The sequence below is a fragment of the Pseudodonghicola flavimaris genome (assembly GCF_030164425.1).
Taxonomy (GTDB): domain Bacteria; phylum Pseudomonadota; class Alphaproteobacteria; order Rhodobacterales; family Rhodobacteraceae; genus Pseudodonghicola; species Pseudodonghicola flavimaris.
Map to the genome: position 1 here is coordinate 190,727 of NZ_JASNJD010000001.1, position 25,056 is coordinate 215,782.

Consider the following 25,056-nt stretch of genomic DNA (forward strand, 5'->3'; position numbering starts at 1 on the left):
CCGCATAGCAAAATCTGGGGATGGGGTCAAACAGAGTTGCAAAAGCATGAAAATTCATTGCAAACCCTGATCTTTTGGAAACGGTTTCCGGCTATCCGTGGAACTGTTTCCGGTACTTCGCCGTCAGATCGAGCTCGCAGCGATGCAACAGGCCTTCGCGCTCCAGCGCCCCGCGCAGGCTGGGGGTGTCGGCGCAAAGCTCGTCGTAGAAGGCGCGCAGACCGGCATCACCCTCGCTGTCGTGAATGGTGCTGAGAACCTCGTGCAGGGTCAGCCCCCCGTGTTCGCGGGGCCGCGAAGGGGCCAGTTCGGCGCGATAAGAGCCCTGCGACAGCCGGTACTGAAAGCTGGCGATCCACTCGTCCCAGTTCTTGGCGTGGTTGTGACAGAGCAGGGTGTCGCGCAGCTCGGTCTCCCCGGGATTCATCTGATCGCCGACAAAGACATTGTGGATCTTCAGCGTTGTCGGCCCCAGCCCGGTGCGCACGAAGAGCTTACCGGCCAGATGGCTGAGAAAGCCGCCCTTCACGAAGGCCCCGAAGCGGGGATAGAGCCGTTCCACCGTCGCCTCTCGTTCCGGGCCGGCGGGGATGAACCCCTTGAACAGCGGCTCCGGCCCGGCCAGCGCCTCGATCGGGCGGACCCGGGCACAGAGGATATCGGCGGGCAGGGCGGCCAGCTGATCGGCCAGCGGGGGCCCGGGCCAGAGGAATTCGTCGACGTCGATGTGAATCAGCCAGTCGACATCGCGGGCACGACGATAGAGCCGGGTGGCATTGGCGGTCTGCCGCGCCTGATGCTTGACCGGCCGCTTGCCGCGTTTGCGCCAGTAGGCCTCGTCACAGGCGAAGACGCGGATTTTCGGATGTGCCTTGAGCCGGTCGAAAGTCTCCTGCTCAGGATCGTCGAGATGGATGTAGAGCCGATGCGCCCCGAGTTCGAGGTGATAGGCAGCGAATTCGAGAATCTCTCTCTCATCCGCCTTTATGGTGCTGACGATGCCCCATTTGATGCCGGCTTCGGATCGCTTTGGCTCCATTGCGCTGTATCCCGATTGCCCCAAGCCAAGGAGCGCTGCGGCAGGGCTCCGGTTGCCCCTGAGGTCTAGCACAGGCCTCAGGGCATGCGAAGGGGGGGGCGGGAGGTGTGGGTATCTCAGCCGTGGTGCGGCACCCAGGCGCGCGTCAGGGCAGGTCGCCGAACCAGCGCGCGACTTTCTCGTCGAGATCGAGAGACGCGGTCAGCAACATGCCATGGGCCGCCAGCCGCTCCAGCAGCTCCGGGGTGGCGGCGTTCAGCTCGTCATAGAACCGACGCAGGCCGGCGGTGCCGGAATCCTCGATCACGATATCGATCACGTCGCGCAACCGCATGCGATCGCGCAGTTTTTCGCGATAAGAGCCCTTGTTCATCCGGAACTTCAGATGGCGTTCGAAATGGGTCCAGTCGGGCGCATGGGCATGGCCCAGGTGAACCTCGGGCAGACGTTCGAAATTGGTGATCGGCTGGCCCTTGTGCAGCACGGCATGGATGCCCAGCCGGATCTGCGGCAGGCCGGTGCGGGCGATGTTCTTGCCGCCGGTGTAGCCTAGGAACCCCTCGGGCACATAGGCACCGTAATCGGGGTAGATGCGGACCAGCTCGGCCTTGGTCAGCCCCAGTTCGCGCCGGGTCAGCTTGAAGTGCGAGGGACCGCGCCAGGGATCGGGCTGGGCCAGCAGCTCTGCCGGGCGGACGCGGGCAAAGGCGGCCTCTGGGGCGACGGCGGCCAGAATCTCTGCCATCGGGCGCGGCGCGATCAGGAATTCGTCGACATCGATATGGGTCAGCCAGTGCAGGTCGCTCTTGCGATAGGCGCGGGAGGCGTTGAAGGCCTGGCGCAGCTGATGCGAACTACGCGCCCGCTCGGGCTTGTCCTGCCAGTAGGCATCATCGCATTGGGTCAGCCGCACCCGGGGGTGCGGCGCGAAGAACTCCACCACCTGCGGGTCGGGCTCATCGAGGTAGATATCGACCAGCGCCGCCCCGAGATCGAGGTGATAGGCCGCGAACCGGGCGATCGCCTGTAACGGCGCCTTGATGGTCGAGACGGTCCCCCAGCGCAGCCGGTCGGGGTCGGTTTCGCGCTTGCGGTGCGGCACCTTCAGCGCGATGCCGGGCTTGGCCGTCTCAGCCATCCGCGCTCAGACCATCATCTCTTTGGTCGCGCTCAGCGTCAGGTCGGGATAATCCCGTTCGATCCGGTCGATATCCCATTGCAGCCGGGTCAGATAGACGATGTCGCCGTCGTGATCGTGGGCGATATGCTGCTTGTTGGCATTGACGAATTTGTCCACCGCCAGCTTGTCGCCGCTGACCCAGCGGGCCGAGGTGAACTGGCTGGGCTCGAAGCGCACCGGCAGGCCGTATTCCATCTCGATCCGGGAGGCCAGAACCTCGAACTGCAGGGCGCCGACGACGCCGACGATGAAGCCGGAGCCGATCGAGGGTTTGAACACCTTGGCGGCGCCTTCCTCGGCGAATTGCATCAGCGCCTTTTCCAGGTGCTTGGCCTTCATCGGGTCGCCCGCGCGCACCGTCTGCAGCAGTTCCGGCGCGAAGGAGGGGATGCCAGTGACCCGCAGTGCCTCGCCCTCGGTCAGCGTGTCGCCGATGCGCAGCTGGCCGTGGTTGGGGATGCCGATGATATCGCCGGCCCAGCCCTCTTCCGCCAGTTCGCGGTCGGAGGCGAGAAACAGCACCGGGTTCGACACCGCCATCGGTTTCTTCGATCGCACGTGCAGCAGCTTCATGCCGCGCTTGAAGTGGCCCGAGGCCAGCCGGACAAAGGCCACCCGGTCGCGGTGCTTGGGGTCCATATTGGCCTGAACCTTGAAGACGAAACCGGCGACCTTGGTTTCCTCCGGCAGGATCTGGCGCGGGCTGGCCTGTTGTGGCTGCGGCTCCGGCCCGTAGGTGCCGATGCCGTCCATCAGTTCCTTCACCCCGAAGGAGTTGATGGCGGAGCCGAACCAGATCGGCGTCATGTGACCTTCGAGCACCGCCTGCGGGTCGAGCTTGGGCAGCAGTTCGCGGGCCATCTCCAGCTCTTCCATCAGCTGGTCCAGCAGATGGGCGGGGACATGTTCGGCCAGCTTGGGATCGTCCAGCCCCTCGATCTTGATCGATTCCGCGATCTTGTTGCGGTCGGCGCGGTCCATCAGTTCCAGCCGGTCGCGCAGGATGTCGTAGCAGCCGATGAAATCGCGGCCCTGACCGATCGGCCAGCTGGCCGGGGTCACGTCGATCGCCAGCATCTCCTGGATCTCGTCGATGATCTCGAAGGTGTCGCGGCTCTCGCGGTCCATCTTGTTACAGAAGGTCAGGATCGGCAAATCGCGCAGGCGGCAGACCTCGAACAGCTTCTGGGTCTGGCTTTCCACCCCCTTGGCGCCGTCGATCACCATCACCGCCGCGTCCACCGCCGTCAGGGTGCGATAGGTGTCCTCGGAAAAGTCCGAGTGGCCGGGGGTATCGACCAGGTTGAAGCGGAAGTTGCCATAGTCGAAGGACATCGCCGAGGCCGAGACCGAGATGCCGCGGTCCTTTTCCATCTGCATGAAGTCCGACCGGGTCCGCCGGGCCTCGCCCTTGGCACGCACCTGTCCGGCCATCTGGATGGCGCCCCCGTAAAGGAGGAATTTCTCCGTCAGCGTGGTCTTGCCCGCATCCGGGTGAGAGATGATCGCAAAGGTGCGGCGCCGGGCGATTTCCGGCGGCACGGCGGGTCTGTTCGAGGCGGTGTCCAGCATGGTCGCGCGTATAGGCGCGCTCGGGGGCGGAGGCAAGGAAATCAGCGCCTAGTCGGTCGAGGCGCGGCGCAGCAGGTCGATGGCGTCCGGCCGGTCGAGCAGCGCCTTCTGCACGTCGACGCCATGGGCGTCCTGACGGGCATGACCGGGCAGGTCGTCGCCGATCTGATCCAGAAGTTCGGGCGGCAGCGCCGGGCGGGTGCGCGGATCGACCAGCAGGCTCTCGGCGGCGATGCCTTCGGCATAGATGATGTGATGGCGGTCGAACAGCAGCTGGAAATAATCGACGAAGCCGCCGGTCTGGACATAGACCTTGTCGCCGTCGATCAGGTGGCGCGCCTTGACCAGAAGTTCGGGCCGGCCGGCGCCCAGCCGGTCGCTGCGCTGGTAGACGAACAGACGGTGATCGGGGCTCACCACCAGATCGCCGGAATTGTTCAGCGTGCCGGCGGTGATCACGATGGGGGCGAAGGCGCCGGCGGCGCGCACCGTGCTCTGGCCGATCCAGCGAATCTCCTGCGGGCCGTCGTCGCGGGTCAGCACCCTATCGCCGACCTTCAGATCCTCGATGGCGACCTGGGCGCCGGTCGCCAGGGTGATCCGGGTGCCGCGGGAGAAGGACACGCAGGCGATCTGGGCGAATTTCACCCGTGCGCTGTCGCGGTCGACGCGGACCAGGCGATATTCCGTCTTCGGCCGCAGCGGGCTCAGCGGCAGCAGCGACAGGCCGGCGATCAGCCCCTCGGGGTCGAGTTCGACCAGGATCAGCGCCTCGGTCATCTGGCCGTCGGGGGACATGAACTGCAGCGCGCTGTCCAGATGCAGCGGCGCGCCGGGGGTGCCCCGCTCACTGTTCTCGGCGATGCGGAAGCCGCCGTCGCCGAGCGCCTCCAGCACCAGCCGCTGCGGTTCCGCCTCCGGGCTCAGCTCATAGATGTCGTCGAGGATCAGATCGTCCATGTCGGCGATGGGATCGCCCAGATTGGCGCCTTCGGTGACGCGAAAGCTGCGGGCGGGATAGACGGCGATCGCCTGAATCGGGCTGTCTGTTGTGGTCACGGGCAGGGACCTTTATCAAATGGCGTAGACGGCTCAGCGCGTCCCGGGTCGATGAGACCCGGAACCGGTGAGAGCGGAAACCCCGCTGACGCTAGGTTAGGCCTGAATTGTGGCATATCCGGGCCGAGATGCGGGAGATATACGGGCAGACGCCCGGGCGCGGCGCCATCCCGGGGGCCGGGCTTTAGATCAGGGGAGAGGTGAAGATGGACCTTGGACTTTCCGGAAAACGTGCGCTGGTCTGTGCCAGCAGCAAGGGGTTGGGGCTCGGTTGTGCCGAGGCGCTGGCCGCCGAAGGCGTCGATCTGGTGATGAACGCGCGCGGTGCCGAGGCGCTGGAAGCCAGCGCCGAGGATATCCGCACGACCTATGGCGTCGATGTGGTGACGGTGGCCTGCGACGTGACCACGCCCGAGGGCCAGGCGGCGGTTCTGGCCGCGGCCGAGGGGGTCGATATCCTGGTCAACAACGCCGGCGGTCCGCCCCCGGGGATGTGGACCGACTGGGAGCGCGAGGATTTCATCAAGGCGCTCGATTCCAACATGCTGACGCCGATCGCCTTCATCAAGGCGCTGGTGCCGGCGATGATGGATCGCGGCTGGGGCCGGGTGGTCAATATCACCAGCCAGGCCGTGCGCGCGCCGATCCCGGTGCTGGGCCTGTCGAACTCGGCCCGTACCGGGCTGACCGGCTACGTGGCCGGCACCTCGCGTCAGGTGGCGGGCTCCGGCGTGACGATCAACAACCTGTTGCCGGGGCTGCATGCCACCGACCGGGCGGAATCGCTCGACACCGCGGCGGCGGCGCAGCAGGGGATCACCATCGAGGAGGCCCGCGCGCGGCGCTGCGCCTCGATCCCGGCGGGGCGCTACGGCACCCGGCAGGAATTCGGCGCCGCCTGTGCCTTCCTCTGCTCGCAACACGCGGGTTTTATCGTCGGCCAGAATATTCTGCTGGACGGCGGCGGCACCAACCTGACCATGTAAACCCTGCCGGGCCGGGGCTGGGCGCCCCGGCCTCTTTCTTTGGGGAGGCCACGATGAAACACGAAGCGGTTCAGACCTATTACGGGGAAACCCTGCAGGGCAGCGGCGATCTGCAGACCAATGCCTGCTGCACCGCCGGTGCGGTGCCCGATCATCTCAAGGCGATTCTGGCCAAGCTGCACGACGAGGTGCTCAGCCGCTATTACGGCTGCGGGCTGATCGCCCCCGAGGCGCTGGAGGGGATGCGGATCCTCGATCTGGGCTGCGGCGCCGGGCGCGATGTCTATGCGCTCTCGGCCATGGTCGGCGAAAGCGGCCGGGTGGTGGGCGTCGACATGACGCCGGCCCAGCTGGAGGTCGCGCGGCGCCATCAGGACTTTCATGCCGAGGCCTTCGGTCATGCCGGCTCGAATGTGGAGTTCCACGAGGGGTTCATCGAAAAGCTGGACGCGCTCGATCTGGAGCCGGGCTCCTTCGATGTCATCGTGTCGAACTGCGTGCTCAACCTCGCCACCGACAAGGCGGCGGTGCTCAGGGGGGCGCAGCGGCTGCTGCGCCCGGGCGGCGAGATGTATTTCTCCGATGTCTATGCCGACCGCCGCATCCCGGCGGCGCTGGCCGAAGACGAGGTGCTCTATGGCGAATGCCTGTCGGGGGCGCTTTACTGGAACGATTTCCTGACCATGGCCCGGGCGGCGGGGTTCGGCGATCCCCGGCGGGTGGAGCACCGGCCGCTGACGATCGAGAACCCGGCGCTGGAGGCGCGGGTGGCGCCGATCCGTTTCCTGTCGGCCACTTACCGTCTGTTCAACCTGCCGGGGCTGGAACCGGCCTGCGAGGATTATGGCCAGGCGGTGATCTACAAGGGCACGGTGCCGGGAGCGCCGCATGCGCTGCGCCTCGACGATCACCACGTGATCGAAACCGGACGGGTGTTCCCGGTCTGCGGCAACACCTGGCGGATGCTGGCCGAGACTCGGCTGGCACCGCATTTCGACTTCATCGGCGATTTCTCGACCCACTACGGCATCTTCGCCGGCTGCGGCGGTGACAGCCCGTTTGACGATCTCGTCGCCGGCAGCGGGGCCGCCAGCAGCGGCGGGTGCTGCTGACCGCTTGTTCCCGCCGCCGGGGATTGCTATGCCCGGCGGCACCCCGGATTGTCCCCGGGCTTGGCAAAGAGGCTGCTGTTGAGCGCTGAGAACGACACCCCCCGGCTTGAGACCAGGAACCTCGTGCGTCACTTCGATGGCCGCCGGGTGGTCGACGACGTGTCGCTGAGCATCCGTGCCGGCCAGGTGACCTGCCTGCTGGGCCCGTCGGGCTGCGGCAAATCCACCACGCTCAGGATGATCGCCGGGGTGGAGATGCAGGATTCGGGCGAGATCTGGGTCGATGGCAAGCTGGTCTGCGACACCATCTTCCGGGTGCCGCCGGAACGCCGCGAAATCGGGCTGATGTTCCAGGACTTCGCCTTGTTCCCGCATCTGAGCGTGGCCGACAACGTCGCCTTCGGGCTGCGCCAGGGCAGCAAGGCGGAGAAACGTGCGCGGGTCGAGGAACTGCTGACCCGGGTGCATCTGATCGGCCATATCGACGATTATCCGCACCAGCTGTCGGGCGGCGAACAACAGCGGGTGGCGTTGGCGCGGGCGCTGGCGCCGCGGCCGAAGATCATGCTGATGGACGAACCCTTCTCCGGGCTCGACAACCGGCTGCGCGACGGGATCCGCGATGAGACGCTGGCGCTGCTGAAGGAAGAGAACACCGCCGTTCTGCTGGTGACGCATGAGCCGGAAGAAGCGATGCGCATGGCCGACGAGATCGCCCTGATGCGTGCCGGTCGGATCGTGCAGCGCGGCGCGCCCTATAACGTCTACACCCGCCCGGCCGATCTGGCGGCGGTGGCGTTTTTCAGCGATACCAACGTGCTGCAGGCGCGGGTGCAGGGGGCGCTGGCGGAAACGCCCTTCGGTCAGTTTCTGGCGCCGGGGGTGCCGGATGGCACCGATGTGGATATCGTGTTCCGTCCGCAGCATGTGCGGCTGGATTTCGACCGTGGCGGGCAGGGACCGCTGCCGACGCCCTCCGAAGGGGTGGCGGCGCGCGGCGTGGTGGAACGGGCGCGGTTTCTGGGCCATGAGAGCCTGGTGGAATTCCGCATGGATTACGATGGCTCGCTGCTGAAGGCGACGGTTCCCAATGTGTTCCTGCCGCAGCCCGGCCGAGTGATGTGGCTGACCGTGCGCCGCGACCGCTGCTTCGTCTTCCCGGCCTGAGCCGCGGCGCGGAAACCTCTGGCGCCGGCGCAACCGCCGCGCAATACTCTGCCGCGAGGGGCGTCAGGACGGGAGGCCGGATATGGACGACATCGGCATCATGACAGAGGCGGAGCGCGCGCGTGTCTCCGACTGGGCGGCGGCGGAGGGCTGGAACCCCGGCGCCAGCGATATGGCCTGTTTTGCCCGGGTCGATCCGCAGGGGTTTTTCGCCGGCCGCCGGAAAGGCGAAATGGTCGCCTCGATCTCGGTGGTGAACTACGGCACTGATTTCGCCTTTCTCGGATTCTACATCGTTCAGCCGGAGCTGCGCGGGCAGGGCCATGGGCTCAGGCTGTGGCAGGCGGCGATGGAACATGCCGGCGACCGGGTCGTCGGGCTGGACGGCGTGGTGGCGCAGCAGGCGAATTACCAGCGGTCGGGATTCGATCTGGCCTATCGCAACATCCGGTTCGGCGGCGTGATCGGACCGATGGCGCCGGAGCCGGGGCTGGAACTGCGGCCGGTGACGGCGCCCTTCGCGGCGCTGGAGCGGATGGATGCAGAGGTGTTTCCCGCCACCCGCAGCGCCTTCTGGGAGGCCTGGCTGACCGCGCCGGGCCACCGCTCGGTCGCCGCCTTCGACGGAGCGGCGCTGGCGGGTTTCGGTACGCTGCGGGCCTGTCAGTCCGGTTATAAGGTCGGGCCACTGGTGGCCCGCGATCTGGGCGCGGCCCGCGCTGTGCTGGGCGAACTGACCCGCGATCTGCCGGCCGGGGCGGAGGTCTTCCTCGACGTGCCGGAACCGAATGTGGAGGCGGTGGTGATGGCCAAGGGGTTGGGGCTGCGCCCGGTCTTCGAGACCGCCCGCATGTATCGCGGCCCGGCGCCTCACGTCGATCTTTCCCGCGTCTTCGGCGTCACCACCTTCGAATTGGGGTGAGGCGCGCCCGGAAAAAGGTCCGGGGGACCTTTTTCAGGTCCGAACGGGCGGAGCTCCGGGGCAGGCGCGCCAGGGAGACAGGGGGGCGGGGCCAGGCGTGTAACGCTGACCCGTCAGTTTGACGTCAGCAAGAGGCGATTTCCCGAGGTCCCTGCCTTTGCGGAATTTCGGGGAAATTCCGCTGTCGCGCCCGGGGCGGGCGCGGGCCTCCGGCGGGGATATTTGGACCAGGTCGAAGGGCCGGGTCAGCCCGGCGCCCGGAGGTCGGCAAGGCGCTTTCCGGGCTCGTCGACGAAGAGCTCCGGCAGCGGCAGCGCCTCCTCGATCAGATCGACCCGGCATTCGCGGAAATCGCCGGCGGTCTCGCTCCAGCCGGTGAGGGTCCAGATGCGGCCCCAGTGATCCAGTTCAAGCGGCCGCAGCGTTTCTTCGGCGATGCTGCCATCGGCGCGGCGGTGGCGCAGCCGCAGTTTCTGCCGGCCGCGGATGGCGCTGCGCAGGGCGGCCATATGGGAGAAGCCGCGGGCGGCATCGGCAAAGGGGCTTGGCGCGAATTTCCACGCCTCGGCCTCGGGCAGGCCGGTTTCCGGCAGCAGCGCGTCGATCTTGTCGGCGAGGCGTTGCGCCGCGCTCTTGAACCCGGGGTCGGGGGCCTCGGCCACGATGGCGAGACCGAGGTGCAACACTTCCAGCTCCTCCGGGCTGAGGGCGAGCGGCGGCAGCACTGTGGTCCCGGTTGCGCGGTAGCCGCTGCCGCGGGTGCCGGTCACCGGGACGCCGGCCGCGGCCAGCCGCTCCATGTCGCGGTAGATCGTGCGCAGCGAGACGTCGAGCCGGCGCGCCAGATCCTCGGCGCGGTGGCACTGACCATCGCGAAGGATTCGGGTGAGCTGGAACAGGCGGTCCTGGCGCGGCATGGCACAGTTATGGGGGGATTCGTCGGTTTTGCCCAGAAAAACTGCCAAAAACATGTCAGGAGTGGACGGGGCGCCGCGGCGGGCGGCGATTTTGCCACCTGATCCGGCCCGGGCAGGGCGGTGCGCGCTTCCGGCGCGGCGGGCGTCTCGGCTATCCAGAGGGGGACAGCGCCCGGGGAATCCTCTGCCGCCGGGCCCACGCAAGGAGATATCATCATGCTGAACAACATCGGCCTTCCCGGCCTGCTTCTGATCGCCGTCGTCGTCCTGGTCCTGTTCGGGCGGGGCAAGATCAGCTCGCTCATGGGCGAGGTGGGCAAGGGCATCACCGCCTTCAAGAAGGGCGTGACCGACGGCACCAAGGAGCTGGAAGAAGACGCGGCCACGGCGGCCAAGGACGTGACGCCGGAGACCGAAGCCGAAAAAGACAAGGCGTAACCACCCATGTTCGACATGGGCTGGTCCGAACTGCTGGTCGTCGGCGTCGTCGCCCTGATCGTCGTGGGGCCGAAGGATCTGCCGGTGCTGTTCCGCAATGTCGGCCGTTTCGTCGGTAAGGCGCGCGGCATGGCGCGCGAATTCAGCCGCGCCATGAACGAGGCGGCCGACGAATCCGGCATGCGTGACGTCGCCAAGACCTTCAAGACCGCGACCAATCCGCTGGGCTCGGCGATGGACGGGGTCAAGGATGCCGCCCGCGGCCTGACCGAGGGCATGGGCAGCGGCAAATACGATCCCGAGAGCGAGACCGGCAAGCTGGCGGCCAAGCGCAGCGAGGATGCCAAGCGGATCCAGGCCACGACCGCCAAGGCCGCGGCAGAGCGCAAGGCGCGCGAGGCGCAGGATGCCCTGGCCAAGGCCGAGGCCGAGCTGCAGGCGCTGAACGATCCGGCGCCAGAGGAGCCTGAGAGCAAGACATGAGCAAGACCGACACCGACGACCAGATCGACGACAGCTCCGCCCCGCTGATCGAGCATCTGGCAGAGCTGCGAACGCGGCTGATTCACGCCGTGGTGGCTTTCCTGGTGGGGATGATCATCTGCTTCACGGTGGCCACGCCGATCTTCAATTTCCTGACCAATCCGCTGTGTCAGGTGCTGGCGGATCGTGGCCAGGACTGCGATCTGATCTTTATCAGCCCGCAGGAAGGCTTCTTCGTGGCGATCAAGGTGTCGCTGCTGGGCGGGCTGATCCTGTCGTTCCCCTATATCGCCTATCAGATGTGGCGGTTCGTGGCGCCGGGGCTCTACAAGTCCGAGAAGGGGGCGTTTCTGCCCTTCCTGGTCGCCTCGCCCTTCATGTTCCTGCTGGGGGCGGGTTTTGCCTTCTACGTGGTGACGCCGCTGGCCTATGATTTCTTCCTGGGCTTCCAGCAGTTCGGCGCCGATGGCACGGCGGTGGCCGATGGCGCCGCGCCGCTCAGCGTGGTGTTTCAGGGCTCGGCGCAGGAATATCTGAACCTGACGATCAAGTTTATCGTCGCCTTCGGCCTCTGCTTCCAGCTGCCGGTGCTGCTGACACTGATGGGCAAGGCGGGGCTGGTCAGCGCCGCCGGCCTGGCCGGGGTGCGCAAATATGCCGTGGTGGCGATCCTGATCCTCGCCGCCATCGTGACGCCGCCGGATGTGGTGACGCAGATCATCCTCTTCACCGTGGTCTACGGGCTCTATGAGATCTCGATCTTCCTGGTGCGCCGGGTCGAGGCCAAGCGCGAGGAACAGCTGCGCGCCGAGGGCTACTACGACGACGAGGAAGAGATCGACGATCCGCTGATGGCGGAGTTCGACGCGGACGAGAGTTCCAAGACGGACTGAGCCCGAGGGCTGACCTGACACGGGGGGGGCGTGCGGCGGGATCCGCGCGCCCCCTTTTCCTGTTCGGCCTATGCCCTCTTGTTGCGCCTGCGCTTTCCTGCTTGAACCGCCCAAGGACGGATTGGAGGACGACAGCATGCAGATGGATCAGCCCACGCTCAGCCGGATTGCCGCGGCGCTGGAACGGATGGCCCCGGCGCCGATGCCGGCCCCGGATTTCACCGCGGCCCCGGGCTTTGTCTGGCATGTGGAGCCGGACCGGCTGGAGCCGGTGGCGCGGATCAACCGGGTGCGGATGGATCTGCTGGTGGGGATCGACCGGTCACGCGATACGCTGCTGGAGAACACCCGCCGCTTCGCCCGGGGCTTCGGCGCCAACAATGCGCTCCTCTGGGGCGCGCGGGGGATGGGGAAATCCAGCCTGGTCAAGGCGATCCATGCCGAGGTGAGCGCGGACCACCCCGATCTGAAACTGGTGGAACTGCAGCGCGAGGATCTGCCCAGCGTCGGCCGCCTGCTGACCCATCTGCGGGCGGCGCCGCAGCGGTTCATCCTGTTCTGCGACGACCTGTCGTTCAGCCATGACGACCAGCATTACAAGAGCCTCAAGGCGGTGCTGGATGGCGGGATCGAGGGGAGGCCGGAGAATGTGGTGCTCTATGCCACCTCGAACCGGCGCCACCTGATGCCGCGCGACATGATCGAGAACGAACGCTCCAGCGCCATCAACCCCTCCGAGGCGGTGGAGGAGAAGGTCTCGCTCTCCGACCGTTTCGGTCTGTGGCTGGGCTTCCACCCCTGCAATCAGGACGACTATCTGGCGATGATCGGCCGCTACTGCGCCCATTACGACGTGACGGTCGAGCCGGAGGTGCTGCGGGCAGAGGCGATCGAATGGCAGGCCACCCGCGGGTCCCGCTCGGGCCGGGTCGCCTGGCAGTTCTTCACCGATCTGGCCGGCCGCCATGGGGTGAGCCTGTAGCGTCGCGGCTCGGCTTCATTTGTTGAGCCGACGGGCACGGAAGCGGACTACGCTGCCATCCGCGCCAATAATCGTGACATTCTTGCCGTTGGCATGCAGGTGCAGGTCGTAGATGGAGTCGCGGGTGACCCAGTCATTCTTGACTGGTCTGAGGGCATAGGGGACGGGATCGAACCCTTTGATCTGCCAGATCAGTCTGCTGCAGTCGCTGTTGATGATCAGCGTCACCGTCAGCGCACGGTCACGGATGAGGTAGGTGCCGTTCGCCCAGGGGCAGGCGGCACTGAACGTGGCGGAAAAGGTCAGCCAGACGATTGCGATGACGAGGCCCGGTTGCATTCCTCCCTCCCGTTCCCACGCATCGAAATGATAGCACGAAATGGCGGAAGCAGAAATCAGCTGCTGCATGGGGCCTGCCGGCTGACACAGGCGACCAAGATGGTCGCCGGTCCAGCCGGGGGGAGGTCAGAGCGAGAGCTTATTTCAGGTAAGGCGCCGGATCGACGCTTTCGAACCCGTCGCGGACCTCGAAATGCAGATAGGCGTCGCTGCCGCTGCGCAGCTGAGCCAGGGTCTGGCCGCGTTTCACCCGGTCGCCCTTGTTCACCGCGATTTCGGTCACATTGGCATAGACGGTCAGCAGGTTGGCATCGTGGCGCACAACGATGATCGGCACCTGATCGGCGTCCTGGGTGATGGCGGCGACGGTGCCCTCGCGGGCCGCCTTCACCGCGGTGCCCGCCGTGCCGGAGATATCGATGCCGTCGTTGCGGCCCTTGGAATAGGCGCGGATGATCTTGCCGCCGGTGATCGGCATGCCCATCGCTGCGGCGCTGGCCTTGCTGGGGCTGCCGACGGAGACTTTCGGCGGCTCCGGCGGCGTGGCGGAGATCTTCTCGTCGGGCAGCGGCTCGACCGCACTGGGCGGCGTCGGCGTCGGTGAGCCGACCCCGGGCGGGGTGACCGAGGTCTGCGGCGCGGCGCGGCGCGGCGCCGGCTGGTCCTTGACCGGGATCAGCAGGTACTGGCCTTCGCGGATGGCGAAATCGGCGCCGAGCCCGTTCCATTCCGCCAGAGCCTTCACCGGCACCTGATAGAGCCGCGAGATGGTATAGGCGGTCTCGCCGCGCACCACCTTGTGGCGGATCGGCTCGACCCGGGCGGGCGGGGCGCTGGCTGCGGGCGTGCCGGCGCTGTTCTGCGCCGGTTCCAGCGCGGCGGTTTGCACCTGCTGCGGCGTGGTGTCTGGGGCGGCGTCGATGGCGCTGCCGGCCAGCGTGGCGATGTCGATCGACCCGGGGCTGCCGGCGGGCGGCTCCGATACCCGGCCGGGCAGGGCCAGAACCTCGCCGGGGCGCAGGGCGTCCTGTGGCTGCATGCCGTTGAACCGGGCCAGATCGCCGGCGGGGACGCCGATGCGGCTGGCGACCGAGGCGACGGTATCGCCGCGCCGCGACACCGCGACCTGATAGCTGGGATAGGAGATGATGCCGCGCGCATCCGGCTCCGGCCGATGGGCGGTGCCGGCAGCGCGGGCCGCCTCGGCGGTGCTGAAGCCGCCGAGATTGCCGCGCAGGTCGAAGTCCATCGGATCGGAACAGCCGGCCAGCAGTGCCAGCAGGGCGGTCGCCGGCAGCAGGCGTCGCGGGGTCATGCCAGCACAGCTGGGGGAGAAAAATGACATCTCGTCGTCCTCAATGCTCACCCCCTGTTGGCCGGGGTTTTGCGGTTCACCTGATATTGTCACACATCCTGTCCCAGCCCTTCGAGCAAGGGGACAAAGCGCACCGGCCGGATTTCGTCATAGTCGAATCCGTCTTCGTCGCGGCGGACCCGGATCAGGGTCTGCACGGTGTCGGACTGACCGACCGGCACCACCATGATACCGCCGATTTTCAGTTGCGCCAAGAGCGGCCCGGGCGGATCCTCCGCCGCGGCGGTGACCAGGATGCGGTCGAAGGGCGCCTGTTCCGGCAGCCCGTGGCTGCCGTCGGCGGTGATCGCGGTGATATTGGTCAGCCCCTGCGCCTCGAAGATGGCGCGCGCCTCGCGCACCAGCCGGGCATGGCGGTCGACGGAATAGACCCGCCGCGCCAGCTTGGACAGGATCGCCGCCTGATAGCCGGACCCGGTGCCGACCTCGAGCACCTTGTCGCGCGGGCTGACCTGCAGCGCCTGGGTCATGATCCCCACCACCGAGGGTTGGCTGATGGTCTGGCCGCAGGCGATCGGCAGCGGCATGTCCTCATAGGCGCGGGCGGCGAAGATGCCGCGCACGAAGGGGCCGCGGTCGATCTCCTCCATCGCGTTCAGCACCCGACGGTCGGTCACCCCCTTGGACCGGAGAGCGAAGAGAAACTGCATCTTGGTCTCTGGCGCGGGTCCGGTCATTCGATGGCCTTCAGCGCCTCCAGCGCATCATGGGCGGTCAGATCGGCGCGCATCGGCGTGACCGAGATGAAGCCGTCCAGATTGGCTGCCGCGTCGCTGCCCGGGAGGGTGGGTTCATGCTGATTGCCGCCCTTGATCCAGAGGAACCGCCGCCCCGAGGGGGAGCTGTGCGGTTCGACCGAAAAGCGGGTGTTGCGCCGGTAGCCCTGCGGCGTGGCGCGGATGCCGCGCACATCGGCGGCGGCGACCGGCGGAAAGTTGATGTTGTAGAACAGCCGGTAATCCTCGCCGGCATCGAGCCCGGCGTCGAGCACCTTGCGGATCACCGCGGCGCCATGATGGGCGGCGGCCTCGAACGGGTTGTCGAGCCCGAGGTTGGCGGGGCCGAAGTACTGCGACAGCGCCATCGCCGGCAGCCCCTGCAGGGCGGCCTCCATGGCGCCGCCGAGGGTGCCGGAATAGAGCGCGTTCTCGGCCGAATTGTTGCCGCGGTTGACGCCCGAGAGCACCAGATCGGGGCGGCAATCCTTCAGCACGTCGTGCAGACCTGCCATGACGCAGTCAGCCGGGCTGCCTTCGGCGGCGAACCGACGATGGCCGAGCTTGGCGATCATCATCGGCCGGGTGTAGCTGATCGAATGAGCGACGCCCGATTGTTCAAAGGCGGGGGCAACGGTCCAGACCTCGCCCTCGGGGCCGGCCAGATCCTCTGCGATCGCCTCGAGCACATCCAGTCCCGGGGCGTTGATACCGTCGTCGTTGGTCAGAAGAATGCGCATGTTACCTGCCCCTTTGCGTTTCGTTGATAGACCTGCCGGCCCCGGGGGGCAAGCAAGCGGACCGCGGTGATGTGAATTAGACCCGGGCCGCGGCGCAGCTGCCGCATCGGGGGTCAGGGCGGCGGCCGGCAGGGGCCGCCAGGGCGGCCTGGGTCAGAGATCGGCCAGCAGGCGGGCGGCCTCGTCGGCAGGGCGGGCCAGCGGGGCGCGGTCCTCGCCGGGAAAGAAGCGTGCGCGCAGGGCAGTGGCCATCGGCTGCGGCTCCAGGATGCGGACATGCGGTCCGGTGCGCGGGGTTTCCGCCGCCCAGCTGCGCGCCAGGGCGATCTGCGCCGCCTTGGTGGCGCCGTAGGCGCCGAAGAACTTCTGGCCGGCGCGCGGGTCGTCGAAGAAGACGGCGGTGCCATGCTCGCCCAGCAGCGGCGCCACATAGCTGATCAGCAACGATGTGGCCGAAGCGTTGACGGCGATGGATTTATCCCAGTCCTTCGGATCGATGAAATGCGCCGGGCTGAGCGGGGCGGCATGGATGGCGGTGTGCAGCCAGATATCCGCGTGACCCCAGCGGTCGTGAATGCCGCGGCAGAGCGTCGCCATCGCCTCCGGCACGGTGATATCCATCGGCGCCAGCGTGGCGCTGCCGCCGCGGGCCTTGATGCGGTCGTCAAGGTCCTCGAGCGCGCCGGTGGTGCGGCCCACGGCGACGATGTGATGCGTCTCGCAAAGCGCCTCGGCCAGGGCGGCACCAAGGCCGCGGGAGGCGCCGGTGATCAGGGCAATCCGTGTCATGCCAAGCGGTGTGCGGTCTTTCCCTGGTCAGGTCAAGGGGGGACGGCAGAGAGGCCGCCGCCGGGCCGGCGGCGCCATGCGCCCCCAATGGGGGCGCAGCCTTCGGCGAGGATATTTGAACCAGGTCGAAGGCGGACTCAGCCGCCCGGCAGCCCGAGCCGACGGCTCTTGCCGTTGCGGTCGAGGATCAGCCCGTCGCCGTCGATGGCGGTGATCCGGCCCTGCGGCAGGCGGCTGCCGGCCTCGACCTCTTTGATCCGGCCGCCGGGCAGGCGCACCAGTGCGCGAAAGCCGCCACCGGCGCCGCCCGACAGCCCGATCAGGGCGAGGCCGCGATCGTCGATCGCCTTGGGGGTGGTGGCGAGGCGCGCCACCGCGTCGGGCGTGACGCCCGGTTTGCTCATGCTGGTCATATCTGCGGTCGGGTCCTGTCCTGGCAGAGACAATTGCGCCGCCCCGGGGCGGGGCGGCGGGCTGTCTCCTAGCGCCGGGAGCGGGCGGGCGAAAGCGGGGTCGTGGAGACCCGGCCAAAGCCCGCCGGTGCCGGGGTCATTCGGCGGCGGTTTTCAGCTTGAAGCCCTTTTCGATCATGTCGGCGGGTTCCACAGGGTATTCGCCGGAGAAGCAGGCATCGCAATATTGCGGGCAGCTGTTGTTGCGTCCGCCGGCCTCGCCAGCGGCGCGATAGAGCCCGTCGAGCGAGATGAACTTGAGGCTGTCGACGCCGAGGAAATCGCGCATCTCGTCCTCGGACATGGTGGCGGCGAGCAGTTTTTCCCTCTGCGGCGTGTCGACGCCGTAGAAACAGGGCCAGGCGGTGGGCGGGCTGGCGATGCGGAAGTGCACCTCGGCGGCGCCGGCGTCGAGGATCATCTCCTTGATCTTGCGGCTGGTGGTGCCCCGCACCACCGAATCGTCGACCAGGATCACCCGCTTGCCGCGGATCAGCGCGCGGTTGACGTTCAGCTTCAGCCGTACGCCCATGTTGCGGATCTGTTCGGTGGGTTCGATGAAGGTCCGGCCCATGTACTGGTTGCGGATGATCCCCATGCCGTAGGGGATGCCGCTTTCATGCGCGAAGCCGATGGCCGCGGGGGTGCCGCTGTCGGGGACCGGGCAGACCAGATCGGCCTCGACCGGGGCCTCGCGGGCCAGCTCCACGCCGATCTGGCGGCGGGTCTCATAGACCGAGCGGCCACCGAGAATCGAATCGGGGCGGGAGAAGTAGACCTGTTCGAAAATACAGAAGCGGGGTTTCTTCTGGCGGAACGGACGGCGGCTTTCGACACCGGTTTCCTGCGAGATCACCACCATTTCGCCGGGCTCGATTTCCCGCACGAATTCGGCGCCGATGATGTCCAATGCGCAGGTTTCCGAGCTGAGCACCCAGCCGCTGTTCTCCTCCGGACCGATCCGGCCCAGCACCAGCGGCCGCACGCCGAGCGCGTCGCGCACGCCGATCAGCTTGGTGCGGGTCATGGCGACGACGGAGAAGGCGCCTTCGACCCGGCGCAGCGCGTCTTCCATCCGCGCGGGGATGTCCCGCTGCAGCGACCGCGCCATCAGATGGATGATGCATTCGCTGTCCGAGGAGGACTGGAAGATCGAGCCGCGCTCGATCAGTTCGCGCCGCAGGGCATTGGCATTGGTGATATTGCCGTTATGCGCAATGGCGGCGCCGCCCATCGAGAATTCGCCGAAGAAGGGCTGGACGTCGCGGATCGCGGTCTGTCCCTTGGAGCCGGCGGTGGAGTAGCGCACATGGCCGATGGCGAGCGGCCCAGGCAATGTCTCCATGATGTCGGTGGAGGTGAAATTGTCCCGGACGTAGCCGAAGCGGCGGGCGGAGTTGAAGCCCTGCTCGGGATCGTGGGATACGATACCGCCGGCCTCCTGTCCGCGGTGCTGCAGGGCATGCAGACCGAGCGCGACGAAGTTGGCGGCATCCTGGACGCCGAGCACGCCAAAAATGCCGCATTCTTCATGCAGCTTGTCATCGTCGAAGGGGTGCGCGGGGGGCATTTGCGGCGTCGGCACGGCTGGCAGCTCCGAATCCGTTGGCTTTCTATGGCCCCCACATAATGCCATGATGGGGAAGTGTCACGAAATGATCACATGAATCGCACGCAAACTCCCCTTGCGAGAGGATCAAAGCTGCATCACCTTCAGGCGGATTGCTCGGATACGGTCCCGCCGGCGGCGCTGCTGGCGTGGAAATTGCCCTGGCACATCTGTCGCAGCAACCGGTGGCTTTCGCGATAGCTGAGCAGCCGGTGGCGCAGATCGCCGTCGGGGCCGGGGACGTGCAGAAGCGTGCCGGTATGGGCGAAAACCACCTCTTCCGCAGCGAAACCAAGGGTGATGCCGCTGCGCAGGTTGAAGCCGTTGATCATCCGGATGCCGCAATAGCCGGTGATCGTCGGCACCGGGATCAGCACCAGCGGCACCCCGAAAAGCTGCTTGCACAGGGGGTTGAGCAGGGCAACGCGCTGGCCGGCGTTCAGGCGCAACACGGAACAGTTTCCCAGCCGTCCGGCGGGGACCTGCCAGTGCATATGGCTGCGATCCGGCGGCTGGCGGCCGGCTTCCAGCAGGGTGGCCATGCCGTTCAGGCAGCGCACCCGGTCGCCGGGTTGCAGTGATTCGACCGGGCGCCAGCCGGTTTCCGTCTCCAGCATGGTGCCCGGCGCGAAGGTGCGTTCGAAGGCGCGGACGGGACGGTCCTGGGCGGAGAGCGGCGAGGCGGACCGGGGTTCGGCCCGGGCCAGTGCCTGGGCGGCGGCCGCGGGCGGCATCTGGGCCATGGCCGGGCGGGGTGGCAGCGCCGGTGCGGCGGGTAGGGGGGGCTGCGGCCGCTTTTGCAGCCGATCGCGGCGGCGACCGGGGCGGGTCTCGAACAGTTCGGTCCAGGACCCGGGAGAGACCCGGGAAGCGGTTTCGGCGTCGGATGGATCGGTGTCGTCGAGCTGATCGGGGAACTGGGCGAGGGCCATGGATGTATCTTTCCCGCTGAAACTGTAAAAATGAAACAACGTAGGATTGATCGACTGCCCTCGGGTCAGAGTGATGACCCAAATGTGGCAACAATGAGATGAGCGGAGCCGCGTGAAACGCGATTTCACCCGCTCGGTGCCGGTAAAGGGCTGGTTGAAAAAGAAAACCCCGCCGGGCTGGGGCCGCGGCGGGGAAAACTGCCGGTTCCGAGATGTCGGAACGAATGCCTTATTTCGGGGCACCGCAGCTGCCGACCAGCCCTTCGTACTGTTGAGTGATCCAGCCGAGCGCCTGTTCGGGGTCCCGATTCTCGATCTGCCCGGTCAGCCGCGAGAACACCTTGGCCGAGCGGCTTTCGTCGACGATGGTGAAGCTCTGGCCGGTCATCACCGTGTCGTAGACCAGGAAAGCGATCGCCACGAGCAACACCCCGCGCGCCACGCCGAAGAGAAAGCCGGCGCCCTGGTCCAGCCCGCCCAGCACAGAGCGGTGCACCAGCGAGGAAAACAGCGGCGTGAAGAAAGAGACCACGATCAGCGCCACCGCGAAGACGGCGGCAAAGGCGGCGATGATGCTCAGCTCGCAGCTGTCGGCGATATAGTCGCCCAGCATCGGGATTTCCTTGACCAGCGGCTCCACCTGCGGGGCGAAGATGAAGGCCAGGACGGCAGCGATGATCCAGCCGGCGATTGCCATGGCTTCGCGCACGAAGCCGCGCGCATAGGCCAGCAGTGCCGAAACCACGATGATCAGGGCCACGACCCCGTCGATGATGGTGAAACCTTCCATGTCCCTCGCCTGATCTTACACTGCGCGTTACCCGGCCCCGAAAATGTCGCCGACAAATCCGGTCAGGTCGGCGGGCCGGGTCAGTTGCAGGCCGCCACCCGATCCGATCTTGCCGCCAGCCGGAACGATTGCTGCGGTGAAACCAAGTTTTCGGGCTTCTTTCAACCTGTTTTCGGTCTGCGGCGCGGGGCGGAGGGCACCGGAGAGGCTGATTTCCCCGAAAACCACTGTTTCCGCCGGAATTGCAACATCTTCCCGGGCGCTCAGCAGCGCCGCCGCCACCGCCAGATCGGCGGCGGGTTCGCTGATCTTCAGCCCGCCCGCGACATTGAGGTAAACGTCGAGCCCGGCGAAGGGGATGCCGCAGCGGGCCTCCAGCACGGCAAGGATCATCGACAGCCGCGCATTGTCCCAGCCGACCACGGCGCGGCGCGGTTGCGAATGCGGCGAGGGGGCGACCAGCGCCTGCAGCTCCACCAGCACCGGGCGGGTGCCCTCGATCCCGGCGAAGACCACCGATCCCGGCGTCGGCTGGCCGCGTTCGGATAGAAACAGGGCAGAGGGGTTGACCACCTCGGCCAGGCCGGTGCCGGTCATCTCGAAGACGCCGATCTCATCGGCCGGGCCGAAGCGATTCTTGACCGCGCGCAGGATGCGGAACTGATGGCCACGCTCGCCTTCGAAATAGAGCACGGTGTCGACCATATGTTCCACCACCCGGGGGCCGGCGATCTGGCCTTCCTTGGTGACATGGCCCACCATCACCACCGAGACGCCGTGGCGCTTGGCGAAGGTGGTCAGCTCATGCGCGGTGGCGCGCACCTGGGTGACGCTGCCCGGGGCGCTGTCGACATTGTCGGCCCACATGGTCTGGATCGAATCGATGATCACCAGCTGCGGCTTCTCCGCCTCCAGCGTGGTCAGGATGTCGCGCAGATTGGTCTCGGCCGCCAGCCTGACCGGCGCATCCGCCAGCTCCAGCCGTTGCGCCCGCATCCGGACCTGGGCGCTGGCCTCCTCGCCGGAGACATATACGGTCTTCAGCCCCTTGCGGGCAAAGGCGGCGGCGGCCTGCAGCAGCAGCGTGGATTTGCCGATACCGGGATCGCCCCCCACCAGAATCGCCGAAGCCGGCACCAGCCCGCCGCCCAATACCCGGTCCAGCTCATCGAGGCCGGAGGCGGCGCGCGGCGGCGGTGCCTCCTGGGTCGACAGATCGGTCAGTTTGACGGCACTGCCCCGTCGGGCGCCCAGCGATTTGGAGGCCGGCCCGGAGGACAGCGGCACTTCTTCGGAAATGGTGTTCCATTCGCCGCAGGCCTCGCAGCGTCCCGACCATTTCGAGAAGCTGGCACCGCAGGAGGAACAGACGAAGGTCTTGGATTTTGCCATGGATTACTCCTGCCCGAGGCGGGCGGCGGGCTCAACCCTCTTGAGCCGGGCTTCGGTCAGCAGGCTGAGGCCGAGCGAGGCGAGAATGCAGAAGCTGAAGAGGTAGAGCCCCCAGGCGACCTCGATCCGCGCATAGGAGATGCCCTTGGCCAGGGTGATATAGAGCGCGAACAGGAAGATGTCGGCCATCGCCAGCTTACCCAGCAGATGCAGGGCGGGCAGGGCGCGCCGGTCCAGCAGGTGCCACTGTACCAGCGCCAGGCCGATGGTCTTGAGATAGGGCGCGAAGATGGCAAAGACGGTGACCAGAAGCGCCAGCACGATATCGGTGCGCCAGAGCGACTGCAGCCCGGTGACCACGGAGATCTCCGACAGGCCGAAGACCGGCAAAAGCCCCGCCCGCAGCAGCGGCGCGAACCAGGCAACGGGGTAGAGGAGCAGCAGGGCGAGATTGGCGAGGCGGAGAAGGAACATGGAACAGCCCTAGCCCAGTCTGCGGGGTTTGAACATGCAGGCCTTTGGACGGTTGCCGGCATTTTCTCCGAAGAAAATGCCCCGGAAAATTCGAATTTTCCGGGGCCCGGGATCAGCGAACCGCTTCGATCGGCCCCTCGGCGCGGCCATGGATGAACTGGTCCAGATAGGGATCGCCGGAATGGTCCATCTCGGCCACCGGGCCGGTCCATTTGATCACCCCGTCGTGCAGCATCGCCACATTGTCGGCGATCGCCCGCACCGAGGTCATGTCGTGGGTGATGGTCAGTGCGGTGGCGCCCATCTCCACCACGATTTCGCGGATCAGCTCGTTGATGACGCCGGACATGATCGGGTCGAGCCCGGTGGTCGGCTCGTCGAAGAAAATGATCTCGGGATCGGCGGCGATGGCACGGGCCAGGCCCACGCGCTTCTGCATGCCGCCCGACAGTTCGGCCGGGAACAGATCGGCGACCTCGGGCTTCAGCCCGACGCGGCGCAGCTTGTCGATGGCGATGGCGCGGGCCTCTTCGGCCGGGCGTTTCAGCGATCCGCGCAGCAGCCGGAAGGCGACATTCTGCCAGACCGAGAGGGAATCGAACAGCGCGCCGCCCTGAAACAGCATGCCGAACCGGGCCAGAAAGGCATCCCGGTCGCCTTGGGTGGCATCCTGATCGTCGACCAGAATGCGCCCCGAATCCGGCGTCACCAGCCCCAGGATGCATTTCAGCGCCACCGATTTGCCGGTGCCGGAGCCGCCGATGATCACCATCGAGGTGCCCTTTGGCACCTCAAGGTTCAGGCCGCGCAGCACCCGGTTGTTGCCAAAGCTCTTATGGACGTCCTCAAGCCGGATCATACCGAGAAAAACACCCCCGTGATCAGGAAGTTGGCAGCCAGGATCAGCACCGCCGCGGCCTCGACGCTGCTCTTGGTGGCGCGGCCGACGCCCTGGGCGCCCCGGCCCGAGTTCATGCCGTAGTAGCAGCCCATCAGCGTGGCGATGCCGCCGAAGACGCAGCCCTTGACCAGCGAGGAGATCACGTCGAGCGGTTCGAGGAAGTTGACCGTGTTCTTGATATAGGCGGCGGTGTTGAACCCGAGGCTCTGGGTCGAGACGAAATAGCCGCCGGCGATGCCGAGGATATCGCCGATGCCCACCAGCATGGGCACGGTGATCAGCCCGGCCAGCAGGCGCGGCGCTGTAAGATATTTCATCGGGTTGGTGGACAGCGTCACCAGCGCATCGATCTGCTCGGTCACCTTCATGGTGGCGATTTCCGCCGCGATGGAGGAGGTGACCCGCGCCGCGATCATCAGCCCGGCCATCACCGGGCCCAGTTCGCGCACCATGCCGATGGCGACGATTTGCGGCACCACCGCCTCGGCGCTGAACCGGGCGCCGCCGGAATAGATCTGCAGCGCCAGCGCGCCGCCGGTGAACACGGCCGTCATCCCCACCACCGGCAGCGACAGCCAGCCGATGTTCAGCATCGCGGTGAGAATCTCGCGCAGGTAGAAGGGCGGCGTGAAGAGGTGCCGCAGCGCCAGCAGCAGGAACAGTGCCACCCGCCCCATCGCGCCAAGCGCCGAGAGCACCGCCCGCCCGAGATGGGCGATGGGGTCGAGCAGAACCGTCATTCGATATAGCTGCGCTTGTAGCGCTGGCTGAGCTGGGTCAGCAGTTCATAGCCGATGGTGCCGGCGACATCGGCCAGCGCGTCGACGCCCTGGATATCGTTCATCAGCGTCAGCACCTCGGGTTTGCGCTCGGGGTCCATCTCGGTGACGTCGACGGTGATCAGGTCCATCGAAATGCGGCCGGCGATCGGATAGGGGGTCTCGCCGTCATAGAGCTTGATCCCCGGCGACAGCGCCCGGAACAGCCCGTCGGCATAGCCGGCCGCCAGCGTCGCGATGCGCGACGGGCGTTGGGCGGTCCAGGTGTTGCCGTAGCCGACGGATTCGCCAGCGGCGACCTCGCGGATCTGCGCCACCGGCAGATCCAGCGTGACCACCGGTTTCGCATTCTCATAGGGCCGGCCGCCGTACAGGCCGATGCCCGGGCGGGTCACGTCGAAATGATAGTCCTTGCCCAGCAGCAGTCCGCCGGTTGCCGCCAGGGATCGCGGCACATCGATGCCGGCGGTCATCTCCAGAAAGGCGGTCAGCTGGCGCTGGTTCATGAAGTGATCGGGCTCATCGGCGCAGGCCAGATGCGACATGATCAGCACCGGCATCTGTTTCAGGGCAACATCGCGCAGCGCCGCCCATTCGTCGGGCTCCAGCCCCAGGCGGTTCATCCCGGTGTCGAGCTGGATGCCGAAGGACCGGCGCGGCAGCGATTCCACATGGCGCAGCACCTGATCGACCGAATTCAGCATCGGCGTCAGATCGTGGTCGCGGATCAGGTCGGCGTCGCCGTCCATATGCCCCGAGAGCACCGCGATCATCGGCCCCGGGCCGAGCGCCTCGCGCACGGCGGCGCCTTCCTCGGCGACGGCCACGAAGAACCGCCGCGCGCCCGCGCGCGCCAGGGTGCGTGCGACCACACCCGATCCCATACCGTAGCCGTTGGCTTTCACCACGGCGGCGGTTTCAACGTCAGTCATTGCGTCCAGCGCGCGCCAGTTCTCGGCGAGTGCGGAAAGGTCGATGGTAAGATGTCCGGTGCTCATGCGCTGTTCATGCCACTGGG

The 25,056-nt window shown here is 66.9% G+C and carries 27 protein-coding genes; 8 read left to right on the plus strand and 19 right to left on the minus strand.

The genetic code is table 11. The features are described from left to right. Positions 1–91: 91 nt before the first annotated feature. The 4 genes from QO033_RS00915 to QO033_RS00930 all read right to left on the minus strand — a co-directional run bounded on the left by QO033_RS00915 (position 92) and on the right by QO033_RS00930 (position 4,850). Positions 92–1,039 carry a glycosyltransferase family 2 protein gene (locus tag QO033_RS00915; protein WP_284479036.1) on the minus strand — a complete coding sequence of 316 codons (948 nt, stop codon included), beginning with the start codon at positions 1,037–1,039 and terminating at the stop codon, positions 92–94. Positions 1,040–1,184: 145 nt separating this feature from the next. Continuing rightward, entirely contained in the window at positions 1,185–2,177 is a 993-nt protein-coding gene (locus QO033_RS00920; RefSeq protein ID WP_284479037.1) for a glycosyltransferase family 2 protein, read from the minus strand. A gap of 6 nt (positions 2,178–2,183) precedes the next feature. Then, positions 2,184–3,791: a peptide chain release factor 3 gene (locus QO033_RS00925; protein ID WP_284479038.1), complete on the minus strand. Its 1,608-nt coding sequence runs from the start codon at positions 3,789–3,791 to the stop codon at positions 2,184–2,186. A 48-nt stretch (positions 3,792–3,839) separates the two neighbouring features. Continuing rightward, positions 3,840–4,850 (minus strand): Hint domain-containing protein, encoded by a 1,011-nt coding sequence (locus QO033_RS00930; protein WP_284479039.1) that lies wholly within the window; start codon positions 4,848–4,850, stop codon positions 3,840–3,842. A gap of 206 nt (positions 4,851–5,056) precedes the next feature. Between QO033_RS00930 and QO033_RS00935 the strand changes: the two genes are divergently transcribed. The 4 genes from QO033_RS00935 (at position 5,057) to QO033_RS00950 (ending at position 9,037) form a co-directional block, all read left to right on the plus strand. Continuing rightward, positions 5,057–5,836 (plus strand): SDR family oxidoreductase, encoded by a 780-nt coding sequence (locus tag QO033_RS00935; RefSeq protein ID WP_284479040.1) that lies wholly within the window; start codon positions 5,057–5,059, stop codon positions 5,834–5,836. A 53-nt stretch (positions 5,837–5,889) separates the two neighbouring features. Then, complete coding sequence (locus QO033_RS00940) at positions 5,890–6,948, plus strand: methyltransferase domain-containing protein (RefSeq protein WP_284479041.1); 1,059 nt, start codon at positions 5,890–5,892, stop codon at positions 6,946–6,948. 78 nt (positions 6,949–7,026) lie between these two features. Continuing rightward, the gene (locus tag QO033_RS00945; RefSeq protein ID WP_284479042.1) at positions 7,027–8,115 is read left to right on the plus strand and encodes an ABC transporter ATP-binding protein; all 1,089 of its coding nucleotides are present in this window, start codon (positions 7,027–7,029) and stop codon (positions 8,113–8,115) included. A gap of 82 nt (positions 8,116–8,197) precedes the next feature. After that, the gene (locus QO033_RS00950) at positions 8,198–9,037 is read left to right on the plus strand and encodes a GNAT family N-acetyltransferase (protein WP_284479043.1); all 840 of its coding nucleotides are present in this window, start codon (positions 8,198–8,200) and stop codon (positions 9,035–9,037) included. Between the two features lie 245 nt (positions 9,038–9,282). Here the strand turns inward: QO033_RS00950 and QO033_RS00955 are convergent, their stop codons facing one another. Continuing rightward, a complete protein-coding gene (locus QO033_RS00955) occupies positions 9,283–9,954 on the minus strand; it encodes a helix-turn-helix transcriptional regulator (RefSeq protein ID WP_284479044.1) in 672 nt (223 codons plus the stop codon). A gap of 216 nt (positions 9,955–10,170) precedes the next feature. On the opposite strand from QO033_RS00955, the gene QO033_RS00960 reads away from it, so the two are divergent. The 4 genes from QO033_RS00960 to QO033_RS00975 all read left to right on the plus strand — a co-directional run bounded on the left by QO033_RS00960 (position 10,171) and on the right by QO033_RS00975 (position 12,750). Beyond that, complete coding sequence (locus tag QO033_RS00960; protein ID WP_284479045.1) at positions 10,171–10,392, plus strand: twin-arginine translocase TatA/TatE family subunit; 222 nt, start codon at positions 10,171–10,173, stop codon at positions 10,390–10,392. Positions 10,393–10,398: 6 nt separating this feature from the next. Further along, positions 10,399–10,875 (plus strand): Sec-independent protein translocase protein TatB, encoded by a 477-nt coding sequence (gene tatB, locus QO033_RS00965; protein ID WP_284479046.1) that lies wholly within the window; start codon positions 10,399–10,401, stop codon positions 10,873–10,875. Beyond that, positions 10,872–11,768, plus strand: coding sequence for a twin-arginine translocase subunit TatC (gene tatC, locus QO033_RS00970; RefSeq protein WP_284479047.1), 897 nt, complete (start codon positions 10,872–10,874; stop codon positions 11,766–11,768). Before tatB ends, tatC begins: the two co-directional genes overlap by 4 nt. A 142-nt stretch (positions 11,769–11,910) precedes the next feature. Then, complete coding sequence (locus tag QO033_RS00975) at positions 11,911–12,750, plus strand: ATP-binding protein (RefSeq protein WP_284479369.1); 840 nt, start codon at positions 11,911–11,913, stop codon at positions 12,748–12,750. Between the two features lie 15 nt (positions 12,751–12,765). Here the strand turns inward: QO033_RS00975 and QO033_RS00980 are convergent, their stop codons facing one another. From QO033_RS00980 to alr, 14 genes are all read right to left on the minus strand, one after another. Next, the gene (locus QO033_RS00980) at positions 12,766–13,158 is read right to left on the minus strand and encodes a hypothetical protein (RefSeq protein ID WP_284479048.1); all 393 of its coding nucleotides are present in this window, start codon (positions 13,156–13,158) and stop codon (positions 12,766–12,768) included. A gap of 70 nt (positions 13,159–13,228) precedes the next feature. Then, positions 13,229–14,434 (minus strand): LysM peptidoglycan-binding domain-containing protein, encoded by a 1,206-nt coding sequence (locus QO033_RS00985; protein WP_284479049.1) that lies wholly within the window; start codon positions 14,432–14,434, stop codon positions 13,229–13,231. Positions 14,435–14,493: 59 nt separating this feature from the next. After that, complete coding sequence (locus tag QO033_RS00990; protein WP_284479050.1) at positions 14,494–15,141, minus strand: protein-L-isoaspartate(D-aspartate) O-methyltransferase; 648 nt, start codon at positions 15,139–15,141, stop codon at positions 14,494–14,496. Further along, complete coding sequence (surE, locus tag QO033_RS00995; RefSeq protein WP_284479051.1) at positions 15,138–15,920, minus strand: 5'/3'-nucleotidase SurE; 783 nt, start codon at positions 15,918–15,920, stop codon at positions 15,138–15,140. The genes QO033_RS00990 and surE overlap by 4 nt, the downstream gene beginning before the upstream one ends. A gap of 153 nt (positions 15,921–16,073) precedes the next feature. Further along, positions 16,074–16,709: an SDR family NAD(P)-dependent oxidoreductase gene (locus QO033_RS01000; RefSeq protein ID WP_284479052.1), complete on the minus strand. Its 636-nt coding sequence runs from the start codon at positions 16,707–16,709 to the stop codon at positions 16,074–16,076. A 137-nt stretch (positions 16,710–16,846) separates the two neighbouring features. Next, positions 16,847–17,122: a hypothetical protein gene (locus tag QO033_RS01005; RefSeq protein WP_284479053.1), complete on the minus strand. Its 276-nt coding sequence runs from the start codon at positions 17,120–17,122 to the stop codon at positions 16,847–16,849. Positions 17,123–17,258: 136 nt separating this feature from the next. After that, positions 17,259–18,731: an amidophosphoribosyltransferase gene (gene purF, locus QO033_RS01010; RefSeq protein WP_284479054.1), complete on the minus strand. Its 1,473-nt coding sequence runs from the start codon at positions 18,729–18,731 to the stop codon at positions 17,259–17,261. Positions 18,732–18,874: 143 nt separating this feature from the next. Then, complete coding sequence (locus QO033_RS01015) at positions 18,875–19,702, minus strand: Hint domain-containing protein (protein WP_284479055.1); 828 nt, start codon at positions 19,700–19,702, stop codon at positions 18,875–18,877. A 229-nt stretch (positions 19,703–19,931) separates the two neighbouring features. Beyond that, positions 19,932–20,492, minus strand: a complete 561-nt coding sequence (locus QO033_RS01020; RefSeq protein ID WP_284479056.1) for a CvpA family protein — start codon at positions 20,490–20,492, stop codon at positions 19,932–19,934. 27 nt (positions 20,493–20,519) lie between these two features. Next, a complete protein-coding gene (radA, locus tag QO033_RS01025; protein ID WP_284479057.1) occupies positions 20,520–21,884 on the minus strand; it encodes a DNA repair protein RadA in 1,365 nt (454 codons plus the stop codon). Positions 21,885–21,887: 3 nt separating this feature from the next. Continuing rightward, positions 21,888–22,358, minus strand: a complete 471-nt coding sequence (locus QO033_RS01030; RefSeq protein ID WP_284479058.1) for a paraquat-inducible protein A — start codon at positions 22,356–22,358, stop codon at positions 21,888–21,890. 112 nt (positions 22,359–22,470) lie between these two features. Beyond that, positions 22,471–23,217: an ABC transporter ATP-binding protein gene (locus QO033_RS01035; protein WP_284479059.1), complete on the minus strand. Its 747-nt coding sequence runs from the start codon at positions 23,215–23,217 to the stop codon at positions 22,471–22,473. Beyond that, a complete protein-coding gene (locus tag QO033_RS01040) occupies positions 23,214–23,999 on the minus strand; it encodes an MlaE family ABC transporter permease (RefSeq protein WP_284479060.1) in 786 nt (261 codons plus the stop codon). The genes QO033_RS01035 and QO033_RS01040 overlap by 4 nt, the downstream gene beginning before the upstream one ends. After that, positions 23,996–25,036 carry an alanine racemase gene (gene alr, locus QO033_RS01045; protein WP_284479061.1) on the minus strand — a complete coding sequence of 347 codons (1,041 nt, stop codon included), beginning with the start codon at positions 25,034–25,036 and terminating at the stop codon, positions 23,996–23,998. The genes QO033_RS01040 and alr overlap by 4 nt, the downstream gene beginning before the upstream one ends. Positions 25,037–25,056: the final 20 nt, after the last annotated feature.